Below are 13,361 nucleotides of genomic sequence, written 5' to 3'. Positions count from 1 at the left end.
GTGGTAATAAGATGGTGAAAATATTGGCTATAGATGATGAAATGGATCTTTTGATCTTAATCAAAAATATTTTAACGCAAAAATTATACCATGTAGATATTTTTCAAAATCCAACAGAAGTACCTATTTCTAAATTAACAGAGTATGATTTAATCTTGTTAGATATAATGATGCCAAAAATCGATGGTATATCTTATTGTAAATCTATTAGAGATAGAGTAGACTGTCCCATCTTATTTTTAACTGCAAAATCTTTGGAAAGTGACATTGTTTCGGGTTTATCAACAGGAGCTGATGATTACATTCTAAAACCTTTTGGAGTAAATGAATTAATTGCGAGAGTTGATGCCCATTTACGTCGAGAAAACCGAGAGAGACATTTAAGTTTAAATCTTGGAGAAATTAGATTTGATTTATCAGCGAATATAATTTATGTAAATGATAAGAAAATTCCTTTTACAAAATCTGAGTATCGAATTTGTGAACTTCTGGCACGTAGGCGCGGGCAAGTATTTTCAAGAGAACAGATTTATGAGATGATATTTGGATATGATGGGATAGGTAATTCTTCAGCTATTTCAGAACATATTAAGAATATTCGCGCAAAACTACAGAAGGAAGGTGTATCTCCAGTTGTAACTGTATGGGGGATTGGATATAAATGGGAATAAAATTAAAAGGGCAATCGCTAAGAATAATATTTTTAGAATATCTAATAAGTGTAGGAATTGTACTGTTTCTTTCAGTTGGTTTAGTAATTCTGATGTTCACCACCATGTATTCATTAGGATTTATTTTACCTGCCGATTACACAGAAAATCAGATTTATGAGAGGAAGAATGCGATAGCCAATACAGAGACTTTTGATAAAAATCTTATACCAGATAATGCTTCATATCTATTAATTTCAAAGGATGGGAATATCATTTCTAGTTCAATGAGTAAAGATGAAGAAGATAGAGCAATTCGATACTATAATAATGAGAAAGTATATAATACCCCATCTTATAGCTATATAGAAATTTTACGAAATGACGGTTATTGTATTATTCAATATTCAGTAAAACCCTATTTTACAAATAACTTCATGGCAAAATATTTTCCTAATGTCAATACAGTGTATGTCAGTATTCTTATTTTAGTTAGTTTACTAAATACATTGGTTGTTACAATAGTATGGGCTAAGTATCTTGTAAAACAGCTCTCACCTATATTTGCTGTTTCCGAAAAAATATCAGAACAAACTTTAGATTTTGAACTGCATTATTCAAGAGTCAAAGAATTTAATGAAGTTCTATTTAGTTTGGAGAAAATGAGAGATGCTTTGCAAGAGTCATTAATCAAAGAGTGGATACAGGAAGAAAATAAGCAAAAACAGATTTCTGCTTTGATACATGACTTGAAAACCCCAGTATCTATTGTTCAAGGAAATGCTGAGTTGCTTAAAAAGACATCTATGACAGAGGACCAGAGTATTTATATAGATTATATACTGAGGAATAGCAATAGAATATCTGAATATATAAAAACACTTCTAATCATGAATAAGAATTCTAATGCTACTGAATACCAGCCACAATCGTTGGCAGTAAAAACTGTATCAGAACAATTGGTAACAGTTTCTAAAGAACTAATGTCAATTAATTCTAACAATCTAAAAACTAATGTAGTAGTTGAAGATGGTATAATGAGTGTAGACTTGAAACTCTTAGAGAGAGCATTACAAAATGTCTTAGCGAATTCAATTGAAAATAATAATGGAATAGTTACATTGGAATTGAATATAAAAACTGTAGATAAATTTTTAGAAATATCAGTATTAGATAACGGAAAAGGTTTTTCTGATATCGATTTAATTCACGCAAAAGAACAGTTTTATCGTGGAGATTATAGCAGGCATTCTGCAACCAATTATGGTATTGGACTATTTATTACTGAACAAATAATTAAATTACATGGTGGATCAGTAATCTTGAAAAATAGAGAAGATTGTTGTGGTGCTGAAGTTAAATTTAGATTACCGATACAGAATAATAAATGAGCCAGTTTAACACTTAACTTATGTAATAATTAATCTAACAGCCACTAACATCAAACTTTATAACATGTTCATAACTGTATTTAACGTCAATTTGTAAATGTTAACTTCGAAGTTTCACTACAAATTACACTAAGATAGAATATTATCTAGTATTACTCATACGGTGCACAGAGTTTGTTAGTCTTAATATGTCGGAATAAGGGAAATATTAAAAAATTGATCAATAAGTATTATACTTTCTATAAAAAGCAAATAAATGAGGTTAGTGGAAAAGTCTTTAAAATCACAAAAACGCATAATCGCAAGATCTTTAGATACTTGTTATTATGCGTTTTATCATGAAATTTTACTTGATTTTTTAATAAAATTGAAAGTTTGACATTATAAACTTGTTGAGTGTTTTGGTTGAACTTTTTGTTCTGGGTCAATGTAGTTAATGGCATTGTTGACAGCAGTTGGTGCTTCCCCAAGACCTGTCGCAATCAGGTCAATCTTACCCTCATAGTAGCAGCAGTCACCGATAGCGTAAATTCCAGCTTGGCTTGACTCCTGCTTGCTATTGACGATAATCTTGTGACGGTTAAGGTCAAGTCCCCATTTTTTAAGATTACCTACAGAAGATTTGAAGCCATAGTTGACAAAGAGATGATCTAGTTCAAGGTTTTCGGTCTCCTCGGATTTAACTTTTGATATTTCAAGCTTGTCTAAAGTTTTTCCATCTCCAAGAAGCTGACTTGGCACAAAAGGTGTTTTGATAGTCACAGAAGACTCTTGCAAGGCTTGGACGCTATGCTCAAGAGCACGGAAGTTATCGCGACGATGCACAAGTGTAGTTGGAGCAATCTTTTCAAAAGCTAGTGCCCAGTCCACAGCTGAGTCGCCACCACCGAGGATGGTTACCTTCTTGCCAGCATATTGTTGAATATTAGAAACGTGGTAGTGGATATTGTCATAGCCTTCCACGCCTTCTAGTTCTAGTGGACGAGGTTTAAAGGCTCCACCACCCATAGCAATAATGACCGTTTTAGTCAGGTGATTTCCTTTATTGGTAGTAATAGTAAAATAGTCCTCGTTTTTGACTATATCTAGGACAGTTTCATTGAGGTGAACAGGTGTCTCAAACCCTTCAAGTTGTTCCAAAAGGCGGTTAGTCAATTCCTCCCCTGTAAGGTTTGGAAAACCTGGTACATCGAGAATTTGTTTTTCAGGATAAAGGATGGCAGGTTGCCCCCCTAGTTGAGGAAGAGAGTCGATGATTTGGACCTTGGCCTGGCGCAGATGAGAATAGAAGGTTGCGAAGAGACCGACAGGACCACCTCCTACAATGGTAATATCAAATAATTCAGACATGATTTCTCCTTAATAATTTCTATTTTCTTATTCTATCATATTTTCTGCTAATGTAAAATGAAGTAGGATGAAGAAAATTTTCATAGAAAATGATATAATGAAGAGAAGTTTTTTTATGGAGAGGAGGCCTAGAATGAATTTTCAGCAATTATCTAATCTTCAATACTGGTCTAGTTTGTTTTCCAGTCCTTGGAGTATTGCGATAAATGTGATTGATATTCTAATTGTTGCATATTTCTTATATCAGTTTACAAAATCAATTGCAGGAACTAAAATTATGATTTTAGTTCGTGGGGTTTTGGTCTTTATTCTAGCTCAGATTATCGCCAACACTCTAGGCTTGACAACCATTTCCTGGTTGATCAATCAATTGATTACTTATGGGGTTATTGCAGCAGTTGTCATCTTTTCTCCAGAGATTCGGACAGGCTTGGAACGATTGGGGCGTGCAACAGACTTCTTTTCAAGTACACCCATCAGTTCAGAAGAACAGATGATTCAGGCATTTGTCAAAGCAGTCGAATACATGAGCCCGAGAAAGATTGGAGCCTTAGTAGCTGTACAGCGAGTCAGGACCTTGCAGGAGTATATTGCAACGGGGATTCCTCTAGATGCTAAGATATCAGCAGAACTTTTGATCAACATCTTCATCCCAAACACACCTTTACATGATGGGGCAGTGATTATTAAAGGGGATCGCCTAGCCGTAACTTCTGCCTATCTACCATTGACGGAAAATACAGGTATTTCAAAAGAATTTGGAACGCGACATCGGGCAGCCATTGGCTTGTCTGAAGTCTCAGATGCGCTTACTTTTGTAGTTTCAGAGGAAACTGGGGGTATTTCAATAACCCATAGTGGTGTCTTTAAGCATGGTTTGACAATTGAAGAGTTTGAAGGAGAACTACGTCGTATTCTTATTCCAGAAAATTCACAAGAGCCAAGTTTAACGGAACGTATATTTGGAGGCTGGAAGAATGAAAAAAAATAGTTTATATATCATTTCCTCGCTCCTCTTTGCCTGTGTGCTATTTATCTATGCTACCTCTATCAATTATCAAAATACGAATAATGCTAGAACAACTAGGACAGAGACCTATACCAATACAGTCTTAAATGTACCGATTGATATCCAATATGACAGCGATCAGTACTTTATTAGTGGTTTTAGTTCAGAAGTGACAGTCTTCTTGAGTGGATCTAATCGAGTGACCTTGGCTAGTGAGATGCAAGAAAGCACCCGTAAGTTTACCGTCAAGGCAGACCTAACGCAAGCTACCGAAGGGACGATAGAAGTTCCTCTAAGCATTGAAAATCTTCCCAGTGGCTTAACAGCTATCGCAACGCCACAGAAAATTACTGTTAAAATTGGGAAAAAGGTAACACGGGACAATCTACCAGTTGTTCCACAAATTGATTCCAGTCAGATTGATGAACGGATTCTTATTGATAGTGTGACAGTTTCAGATCAACGGGTTTCAGTTACCAGTGATGCTGACACCCTGTCTAAGATTGATAAGATTGTGGCTGTTTTACCAACGAGTGAGCAAATTTCAGGGAATTACTCTGGTTCGGTGCCTCTTCAAGCAGTTGATAAAAATGGAACAGTTTTACCAACGGTCATTACACCCTATGAAACAACTATGAAAGTAACGACGAAACAAGTTCGATCAGCAAGTAGTTCTAACTCTTCAACGACAAGCTCATCTTCGGACAATTCGTCTTCAACTGGTTCTGAAACCAAACCAGACTCTTCAAAGAAAGACTAAAAAATTAGAAAAGGATATAACATGGGTAAATATTTTGGAACGGACGGAGTCCGTGGAGAAGCAAACGTAGAATTAACGCCAGAATTAGCTTTTAAATTGGGACGTTTTGGAGGTTATGTTCTCAGTCAACATACGACTGAAGCACCTAAGGTTTTTGTAGGACGTGATACACGTATTTCAGGTCAAATGCTTGAAGCTGCTCTTATTGCTGGACTTCTTTCAGTGGGAATTCACGTTTATAAACTTGGTGTACTTGCAACACCAGCAGTAGCGTACTTGGTTAAAACTGAGGGAGCAAGTGCAGGTGTCATGATTTCAGCTAGTCACAACCCAGCCCTTGATAACGGAATTAAATTCTTTGGTGGTGACGGCTTTAAACTTGACGATGACAAGGAAGCAGAAATCGAAGCCTTGCTTGATGCGAGCGAAGATACTCTTCCACGTCCAAGCGCTGAAGGTTTAGGTACTGTTGTTGATTATCCAGAAGGTTTGCGTAAGTATGAAGCCTACCTGGTTTCAACTGGAACTCCTCTTGAAGGGATGAAAGTTGCCTTGGACACTGCTAACGGAGCAGCTGCAACAAGTGCTCGTCAAATTTTTGCAGATCTAGGTGCTCAATTAACAGTTATTGGTGAAACACCAGATGGTCTTAACATCAACTTGAACGTTGGTTCAACTCATCCAGAAGCCTTGCAAGAACTTGTAAAAGAAAGCGGGTCAGCTATCGGTTTGGCCTTTGATGGTGATAGCGACCGTTTGATTGCTGTTGAGGAAAATGGAGAAATCGTTGATGGTGACAAGATTATGTACATCATCGGGAAATACCTTTCTGAAAAAGGTCAATTGGCTCAAAATACGATCGTAACAACCGTTATGTCTAACCTTGGTTTCCACAAGGCCTTGGACCGTGAAGGTATTAATAAAGCAGTCACTGCTGTTGGAGACCGCTATGTAGTTGAAGAAATGAGAAAGTCTGGCTATAACCTTGGAGGTGAGCAGTCTGGTCACGTTATATTGATGGACTACAATACAACTGGTGATGGGCAACTATCAGCTGTGCAATTGACGAAGATCATGCAAGAAACAGGTAAGAGCTTGTCTCAGTTGGCAGCAGAAGTGACTATTTACCCACAAAAATTAGTCAATATTCGAGTTGAGAATAGCATGAAAGAAAAGGCCATGGAAGTTCCTGCTATCAAAGCTATTATCGAGAAGATGGAAGCAGAAATGGCAGGAAATGGTCGCATCCTAGTTCGTCCGAGCGGAACAGAACCACTCTTGCGAGTCATGGCTGAAGCACCTACAACGGAAGAAGTAGACTACTACGTGGATACGATTGCCCAAGTTGTTAAAACTGAGATTGGTATTTAGTAAATCTAGCAGAAAATAAAAAAATATGGTACAATGGCAACTATATTGTAATTGTACATATGGAGATGAAAATGAATTTAAAACGTGAACAAGAATTTGTCAGCCAGTATCACTTTGATGCGCGTAACTTTGAATGGGAAAATGAAAATGGAGCACCTGAAACTAAGGTTGATGTAAACTTCCAGTTGCTTCAGCATGATCAAGATAATCAAGTTACTTCTTTGGTAGTTGTTTTGAGCTTTATGATTGTCTTTGATAGATTTGTCATTAGTGGAACGATTTCTCAAGTCAATCATGTTGAAGGTCGTATTGTCGACCAACCAAGTGATTTCAACCAAGAAGAAGTTGAGACACTAGCTCGTCCATGTTTGGATATGCTTAATCGTTTGACATACGAAGTAACAGAAATTGCCCTTGATTTACCGGGAATTAATTTGGAGTTTTAAGAAATGAAATTAGCGGTCATAACAGACTCGTCTGCTTTTCTACAAGCGGAAACCTTGCGGAAAGAAGATTTATTTGTGCTAGACATTCCTGTGAATATCGATGGGCAGGAGTATGTTGAAGGTGTAAATCTAACCGCTCAAGAATTTTATGAAAAAATGGCTTCAGCAAGCGAATTACCAAAAACGAGCCAACCAAGTATTGCCAAGCTGGCTGAAATTTTATCATCATTAAAAGCTAAAGGCTATACACATGCCTTAGGTCTTTTCCTATCTTCTGGAATATCAGGATTTTACCAAAATATCCAGTATATGAAGGATGAATATGAAGGGTTAACCATTGCCTTTCCTGATACCCGTATTACAAGCGCTCCCCTAGGCTATATGGTTGAGAGTGTCTTGAAATGGGCAGAGCAAGGAGATGGCTTTGAGTCTATCTTAGATAAAGTAACTGAACAGATTGAAAATACCTCAGCCTTTATCATGGTGGATGATCTTGACCATCTAGTTAAGGGTGGACGACTCTCTAATGGTGCGGCTATTTTGGGGAATCTCCTAAGTATTAAGCCAATCCTATATTTCAATGACCAAGGTGTGATAGAAGTATATGAAAAGGTTCGTACAGAGAAAAAGGCTACAAAACGCTTAGTTGAAATTGTTAAAGAAGCAACAGCTAATGGGAATTACCAGATTACTGTCATTCACGGAAATGCTCCTCAAAAAGCAGCAGATTTGCGCCAGCTTTTAATCGATGGTGGAGTGGCTACAGATGTTTCAATTGCAACCTTCGGTAGTGTTATTGGGACTCACCTGGGAGAAGGAAGTATTGCTCTGGGATATACACCCATAATCTAGACTATTTTTCATGGGCAGCAAAGGTCCTTTGTATCTTGAAATTCAACACGCCTGAAACCCTGTGTGAAAAAGATAGTTCTTCCAAGAAGTATACACTCCTTGACCAGACTTCCTATTTTCACCTTGTGTTCTTACAGGCTTTGTATCTTAAAATTGAACACGGACTATCTGCCTCTTGAAAAAAGATGCCTGTCTTGCCTTTCGTGGAAAGTCAGCGCCATTCCCTATTTTTCATGGGCAGCTAACGTCCTTTGTATCTTAGATAGGAGTAAAGATGAGTATTCGAGTGATTATTGCTGGTTTTAAGGGGAGAATGGGCCAATCTGCTTGTCAGATGGTTGTGTCTGATCCTGAACTTGAACTAGTAGCAGTATTAGATCCTTTTGAGTCTGCATCTGACTGGCAGGGAATTCCAGTATTCAATGATAAGAATGACTTGGCAGGTTTTGAGGCAGATGTATGGGTTGACTTTACAACACCAGCTGTTGCCTATGAGAATACACGCTTTGCTCTTGAAAATGGCTTTGCTCCAGTAGTTGGAACAACAGGTTTCACTAGTCAAGAGATTGAAGAACTAAAAGAATTTTCTCGTTCTAAAAACTTGGGTGGCTTGATTGCTCCTAACTTTGCTTTGGGTGCTGTCTTACTCATGCAATTTGCGACACAAGCTGTAAAATACTTCCCAAATGTAGAGATTATTGAGCTTCACCATGACAAGAAAAAAGATGCTCCTAGCGGAACAGCTATCAAAACAGCGGAATTGATGGCAGAAGTTCGTGAGTCTATCCAACAAGGTGCTAGTGATGAGGAAGAACTCATTTCAGGGGCACGTGGAGCTAATTTTGATGGTATGCGAATCCACTCAGTCCGTTTGCCAGGTTTGGTAGCTCATCAGGAAGTTATATTTGGAAATCAGGGAGAAGGATTGACTCTCCGTCATGACTCCTATGATCGTAGCTCCTTCATGACAGGAGTGAATTTGGGAATCAAAGAAGTTGTCAAGCGTCATGAGCTTGTCTATGGATTAGAACACTTATTATGAGATTAACACGAATGCCTTCTGAATTTCAGAAGGCTTTACCAGTATTAGAAAAAATTAAAGAAGCAGGCTTTGAAGCCTATTTTGTTGGAGGTTCTGTTAGGGATGCCCTACTCCATCGTCCCATCCATGATGTGGATATTGCGACGTCATCTTATCCAGAGGAGACCAAGCAGATTTTCCCTCGTACAGCTGACATTGGCATTGAGCATGGGACCGTTTTGGTTTTAGACGGAGATGAAGAGTACGAAGTGACCACTTTTAGAACTGAGGATGTCTATGTAGACTACCGTAGACCAAGTTCAGTTTCTTTTGTTCGTTCGTTAGAAGAGGACCTCAAACGCCGAGATTTCACAGTCAATGCCTTTGCCTTGGATGAAGAAGGGGAAATCGTTGATTTATTTGATGGTTTACAAGATCTAGAAAATCAAGTTTTACGTGCAGTTGGTGTAGCTAGTGAACGTTTTAATGAAGATGCTCTACGCATCATGCGTGGATTTCGTTTTCAAGCTAGTCTTGGTTTTGAACTCGAGCAAGAAACCTTTGAAGCGATGAAGACCTTAACCCCACTCTTAGAGAAAATTTCTGTGGAACGTACTTTTGTTGAATTTGATAAACTTTTACTAGCTCCTCATTGGCGAGTAGGTCTGTCTTCTATGACTGCAAGTAAAGCTTATGATTATCTTCCAGATATGGCTGGTAGTCAGGACAAACTCCAATCTTTGTTTGACTTAGAGGCTGATTTTACCTTTGAATCTTCTGAACAAGCCTGGGCAGCACTTTTATGGGTTTTAGAAGTGAAAGATGCCCAACAATTTTTGAAACATTGGAAAACTTCGCGTCAATTCGCTAAGCAAGTTCAAGATTTGCTAACAATCTTAGGACTTCGTGAAGAAGGAGAACTAAGCAAGCGTGATTGCTACCGCTTTGATCTAGATTTGCTTTTACAGGCTGAAAATCTTCGTCAGGCTCAAGGAAAAGAAGTTAATCCACAGGCTATCGAAGAGACTTATCTCAGCCTAACCATCCATGATAAAAAAGAAATTCAAATCAATGGTGGGATTTTGATCAAGGAATACGGCTATCAACCAGGACCAGAAATGGGAGAAATTTTAGCAGAGATTGAGTATGCTATTGTGGATGGAGATTTGGAAAATAACTTGGAAGCTATTCATGCCTACTTGAGGGAGAAAAAATGAGTGATTTTATTGTTGAAAAACTAAGTAAATCCGTTGGGGACAAGACCGTCTTTAAGGATATTTCCTTTATCATCCATGACTTGGATAGAATCGGTCTTATCGGTGTCAACGGAACTGGGAAAACAACCCTTTTAGATGTGCTTTCAGGAGTTTCTGGTTTTGATGGTGACGTAAGCCCTTTTTCGGCAAAAAACGATTACAAGATTGGTTATTTGACTCAGGATCCAGATTTTGATGACAGCAAGACTGTCTTAGATACTGTTCTATCGAGCGATTTGAAAGAAATCCAGTTGATCCGTGAGTATGAATTGCTCATGCTCAACTACAGTGAAGATAAGCAAGCTCGTTTGGAACGGGTCATGGCCGAGATGGATTCTCTCCAAGCATGGGAAATCGAAAATCAGGTCAAGACTGTTCTCAGTAAACTGGGTATTCAAGACTTATCAACTCCAGTTGGAGCTCTTTCAGGTGGTTTGCGAAGACGAGTCCAGTTGGCCCAAGTGCTGCTAGGAAATCACGATCTTTTGCTTTTGGATGAACCAACCAACCACTTGGATATTGCCACCATTGAATGGCTGACCCTCTTTTTGAAAAATTCCAAGAAAACGGTTCTCTTTATCACCCACGATCGTTATTTCCTAGATGCGCTTTCAACGAGAATTTTCGAGTTGGACCGAGCTGGTTTGACCGAATATCAAGGAAATTACCAAGACTATGTTCGTCTCAAGGCTGAACAGGATGAGCGTGATGCTGCTCTTCTCCACAAAAAAGAGCAACTTTATAAGCAGGAATTGGCCTGGATGAGACGACAACCACAGGCTCGTGCAACCAAGCAACAAGCACGTATCAATCGATTCCATGACTTGAAAAAGGAAGTTTCAGATACTAGCCTTGAGACAGACTTGAGCATGAATTTTGAAACTAGCCGTATCGGTAAAAAAGTTATCGAGTTTAAGGATGTTTCCTTTGCCTATAATGACAAACCGATTTTGCAAGATTTTAACCTTTTGATACAAGCCAAAGACCGTATCGGAATCGTTGGGGACAACGGTGTTGGGAAGTCAACCCTTCTTAACCTCATTGCAGGAAGTCTTGAACCAACTGATGGACAAGTTATCATCGGCGAAACGGTTCGCATCGCCTATTTCTCTCAGCAAATCGAAGGCTTGGATGAAAGCAAGCGGGTTATCAATTATTTGCAGGAAGTGGCAGAAGAGGTTAAGACCAGTGGTGGCTCTACGACCTCTATCGCGGAGTTGTTAGAACAGTTTCTTTTCCCACGCTCAACTCACGGAACCTTGATTGAGAAGTTGTCGGGTGGTGAGAAAAAACGACTTTACCTCCTTAAACTACTTCTGGAAAAACCAAATGTTCTCCTCTTAGATGAGCCGACCAATGACCTAGACATTGCGACTTTGACAGTCTTGGAAAATTTCTTACAGGGCTTTGCAGGTCCAGTCTTGACAGTTAGTCATGATCGCTATTTTCTTGATAAGGTGGCGACTAAGATCCTTGCCTTTGAGAATGGCACCATCCGTCCCTTCTTTGGCCACTATACCGACTATCTGGATGAAAAGGCCTTTGAAGCAGAAACGAAAAGCCAAGTTCAAAAGGCTGAGAAGGAAAAAGTCGTCAAAGTCCGTGAAGAAAAGAAACGCATGACCTACCAAGAAAAGCAGGAGTGGGCAAGTATTGAAGGCGATATCGAAAACTTGGAGAACCGTATTTCTGAGATTGAAGAAGAGATGCAGGTAAATGGCTCTGACTTTGGGAAACTAGCGACTCTTCAGAAAGAATTAGACGAGAAGAATGAAGCCTTGCTGGAAAAATATGAACGCTATGAATATTTAAGTGAGTTGGTTTAATGAAAGAGAAAATCATCAAATGGAGTAGTAGGAAAATCATTTGGAATATTGTACTCTGCTTTGTGGATTTAGCTTTTTTGCTTTGGATCCTATATTTTATGATGACCTATCCCAAAGAAGCAGCTATTGAATTAGTAGCACTAAGACTCTTTGTCTTATTCTTAATCATCATTGTTGGATGGATTTTGTATGAACGTTTTCAAATTCTTCTGTCAGATAAAGAGTATTTGAAATGTACGCCTCAAGGATTTTCCTATAAACCATATCCCCAGAAAGACTGGCAGTTTTATTCTTGGGGACAAGTAGAAACATTTTCTCTTATGAGAATTAAGGGTGGTAGAAGTTCGAGGGATTTTTATCAGATTGAAGTTTATTTTTTTGACAAAGACCTTGTAAAAACAAAATCTCTATGGAATCGTCTACGAAGTAGATTTACGGCTGCTAAACGTTCTAACGTTTTAAAAATTCCAATCTACTTACTGGATGTCGGTTTACCAGGCAGAGTATTTGAAACAATGACCTACTTTGAAAGAGAATGGCGTATCCAACAAAATCGTCAAGGCAATCACAAATCTAAAAGCAAAAAGAAGTAAGAACTTCATTCAGTCAATAATAGCAACAATTGAAGGAAAAAATGAGAAGTCTTGTACCAAGTGTCAAGGCTTCTTTCTATTTCTCTTTTCTGAGAAATGTGTTATAATAGAGAGTAAAAATTTTAAAAGAAAGAAATGCTATGAACTTAAAAGATTACATTGCAACCATTGAAAACTACCCTAAGGAAGGAATTGTCTTCCGTGATATCAGTCCCTTGATGGCTGATGGTAATGCATACAGCTATGCTGTTCGTGAAATCGTCCAATACGCTACTGACAAAAAAATCGATATGATTGTTGGACCAGAAGCGCGTGGATTTATCGTTGGATGTCCAGTCGCTTTTGAATTGGGAATCGGTTTTGCGCCTGTTCGCAAACCTGGAAAACTACCACGTGAAGTTGTTTCAGCTGACTATGAAAAAGAATATGGTGTTGATACTTTGACTATGCACGCAGATGCTATCAAACCAGGACAACGTGTTCTTATCGTAGATGACCTCTTGGCAACAGGTGGTACTGTTAAGGCTACCATCGAAATGATTGAAAAATTAGGTGGAATCGTGGCAGGTTGTGCCTTCTTGATCGAACTTGATGAGCTTAAAGGTCGTGAAGCTATCGGAGATTACGACTACAAGGTGCTTATGCATTATTAATGAAAAACAGTCCCTAGGGCTGTTTTCTCTTCATTTGATATAAAAATAAGCTATACCTAGTTAGAGAAAAACTATAATTGAAAACTATATCTTCTTACAGTATAATAAAGGGAAAGAGAAACGTCAGCATTTTTCCCGTTGACGATACTATGTTTACCTGAGTCCAGTATTGATAGAGTAAGG

General features: G+C 38.4%; 13 protein-coding genes. 12 read left to right on the top strand and 1 reads right to left on the bottom strand.

The genetic code is table 11. From position 1 onward, the window contains the following. Window positions 1-11 precede the first annotated feature (11 nt). Window positions 12-671, top strand: a complete 660-nt coding sequence (locus tag HMPREF2987_RS06825) for a response regulator transcription factor (RefSeq protein ID WP_075229881.1) — start codon at window positions 12-14, stop codon at window positions 669-671. After that, on the top strand, window positions 662-2,041 hold the full coding sequence (locus tag HMPREF2987_RS06820) for a sensor histidine kinase (RefSeq protein WP_075229880.1): 1,380 nt from the start codon (window positions 662-664) through the stop codon (window positions 2,039-2,041). The genes HMPREF2987_RS06825 and HMPREF2987_RS06820 overlap by 10 nt, the downstream gene beginning before the upstream one ends. 381 nt (window positions 2,042-2,422) lie before the next feature. Here the strand turns inward: HMPREF2987_RS06820 and HMPREF2987_RS06815 are convergent, their stop codons facing one another. Beyond that, window positions 2,423-3,391: an NAD(P)/FAD-dependent oxidoreductase gene (locus HMPREF2987_RS06815; protein ID WP_075229879.1), complete on the bottom strand. Its 969-nt coding sequence runs from the start codon at window positions 3,389-3,391 to the stop codon at window positions 2,423-2,425. 133 nt (window positions 3,392-3,524) lie between these two features. Between HMPREF2987_RS06815 and cdaA the strand changes: the two genes are divergently transcribed. The 10 genes from cdaA to HMPREF2987_RS06765 all read left to right on the top strand — a co-directional run bounded on the left by cdaA (window position 3,525) and on the right by HMPREF2987_RS06765 (window position 13,178). After that, window positions 3,525-4,382, top strand: a complete 858-nt coding sequence (cdaA, locus tag HMPREF2987_RS06810; RefSeq protein ID WP_075229878.1) for a diadenylate cyclase CdaA — start codon at window positions 3,525-3,527, stop codon at window positions 4,380-4,382. Beyond that, window positions 4,369-5,160, top strand: coding sequence for a CdaR family protein (locus HMPREF2987_RS06805; protein ID WP_075229877.1), 792 nt, complete (start codon window positions 4,369-4,371; stop codon window positions 5,158-5,160). Before cdaA ends, HMPREF2987_RS06805 begins: the two co-directional genes overlap by 14 nt. A gap of 21 nt (window positions 5,161-5,181) precedes the next feature. Continuing rightward, window positions 5,182-6,531 (top strand): phosphoglucosamine mutase, encoded by a 1,350-nt coding sequence (gene glmM / locus HMPREF2987_RS06800; protein WP_075229876.1) that lies wholly within the window; start codon window positions 5,182-5,184, stop codon window positions 6,529-6,531. 71 nt (window positions 6,532-6,602) lie between these two features. After that, complete coding sequence (locus tag HMPREF2987_RS06795) at window positions 6,603-6,977, top strand: DUF1149 family protein (RefSeq protein ID WP_001050083.1); 375 nt, start codon at window positions 6,603-6,605, stop codon at window positions 6,975-6,977. Between the two features lie 3 nt (window positions 6,978-6,980). After that, entirely contained in the window at window positions 6,981-7,829 is an 849-nt protein-coding gene (locus tag HMPREF2987_RS06790) for a DegV family protein (RefSeq protein WP_075229875.1), read from the top strand. A 274-nt stretch (window positions 7,830-8,103) separates the two neighbouring features. Continuing rightward, window positions 8,104-8,871, top strand: a complete 768-nt coding sequence (dapB, locus tag HMPREF2987_RS06785) for a 4-hydroxy-tetrahydrodipicolinate reductase (protein WP_075229874.1) — start codon at window positions 8,104-8,106, stop codon at window positions 8,869-8,871. Then, window positions 8,868-10,067 (top strand): CCA tRNA nucleotidyltransferase, encoded by a 1,200-nt coding sequence (locus HMPREF2987_RS06780; RefSeq protein ID WP_075229873.1) that lies wholly within the window; start codon window positions 8,868-8,870, stop codon window positions 10,065-10,067. The genes dapB and HMPREF2987_RS06780 overlap by 4 nt, the downstream gene beginning before the upstream one ends. Beyond that, entirely contained in the window at window positions 10,064-11,932 is a 1,869-nt protein-coding gene (locus tag HMPREF2987_RS06775; protein ID WP_075229872.1) for an ABC-F family ATP-binding cassette domain-containing protein, read from the top strand. Before HMPREF2987_RS06780 ends, HMPREF2987_RS06775 begins: the two co-directional genes overlap by 4 nt. Next, entirely contained in the window at window positions 11,932-12,525 is a 594-nt protein-coding gene (locus HMPREF2987_RS06770) for a hypothetical protein (RefSeq protein WP_075229871.1), read from the top strand. The genes HMPREF2987_RS06775 and HMPREF2987_RS06770 overlap by 1 nt, the downstream gene beginning before the upstream one ends. Window positions 12,526-12,665: 140 nt before the next feature. Beyond that, the gene (locus HMPREF2987_RS06765; protein WP_075229870.1) at window positions 12,666-13,178 is read left to right on the top strand and encodes an adenine phosphoribosyltransferase; all 513 of its coding nucleotides are present in this window, start codon (window positions 12,666-12,668) and stop codon (window positions 13,176-13,178) included. The last annotated feature ends 183 nt before the right edge of the window (window positions 13,179-13,361 follow it).

This window comes from Streptococcus sp. HMSC067H01 (assembly GCF_001814775.1).
In the GTDB taxonomy this organism is placed as follows: Bacteria; Bacillota; Bacilli; order Lactobacillales; family Streptococcaceae; genus Streptococcus.
This window is presented reverse-complemented; position numbering and strand designations above follow the sequence as displayed.

What these genes read in the sequence shown, in the direction of transcription:
- HMPREF2987_RS06780 (WP_075229873.1), top strand. Translation starts at nt 8,868, where the DNA reads ATGAGATTAACACGAATGCCTTCTGAATTTCAGAAGGCTTTACCAGTA.
- HMPREF2987_RS06815 (WP_075229879.1), bottom strand. Translation starts at nt 3,391, where the DNA reads ATGTCTGAATTATTTGATATTACCATTGTAGGAGGTGGTCCTGTCGGT.
- HMPREF2987_RS06770 (WP_075229871.1), top strand. Translation starts at nt 11,932, where the DNA reads ATGAAAGAGAAAATCATCAAATGGAGTAGTAGGAAAATCATTTGGAAT.
- HMPREF2987_RS06765 (WP_075229870.1), top strand. Translation starts at nt 12,666, where the DNA reads ATGAACTTAAAAGATTACATTGCAACCATTGAAAACTACCCTAAGGAA.
- dapB (WP_075229874.1), top strand. Translation starts at nt 8,104, where the DNA reads ATGAGTATTCGAGTGATTATTGCTGGTTTTAAGGGGAGAATGGGCCAA.
- HMPREF2987_RS06795 (WP_001050083.1), top strand. Translation starts at nt 6,603, where the DNA reads ATGAATTTAAAACGTGAACAAGAATTTGTCAGCCAGTATCACTTTGAT.
- HMPREF2987_RS06820 (WP_075229880.1), top strand. Translation starts at nt 662, where the DNA reads ATGGGAATAAAATTAAAAGGGCAATCGCTAAGAATAATATTTTTAGAA.
- cdaA (WP_075229878.1), top strand. Translation starts at nt 3,525, where the DNA reads ATGAATTTTCAGCAATTATCTAATCTTCAATACTGGTCTAGTTTGTTT.
- HMPREF2987_RS06790 (WP_075229875.1), top strand. Translation starts at nt 6,981, where the DNA reads ATGAAATTAGCGGTCATAACAGACTCGTCTGCTTTTCTACAAGCGGAA.
- glmM (WP_075229876.1), top strand. Translation starts at nt 5,182, where the DNA reads ATGGGTAAATATTTTGGAACGGACGGAGTCCGTGGAGAAGCAAACGTA.
- HMPREF2987_RS06805 (WP_075229877.1), top strand. Translation starts at nt 4,369, where the DNA reads ATGAAAAAAAATAGTTTATATATCATTTCCTCGCTCCTCTTTGCCTGT.
- HMPREF2987_RS06825 (WP_075229881.1), top strand. Translation starts at nt 12, where the DNA reads ATGGTGAAAATATTGGCTATAGATGATGAAATGGATCTTTTGATCTTA.
- HMPREF2987_RS06775 (WP_075229872.1), top strand. Translation starts at nt 10,064, where the DNA reads ATGAGTGATTTTATTGTTGAAAAACTAAGTAAATCCGTTGGGGACAAG.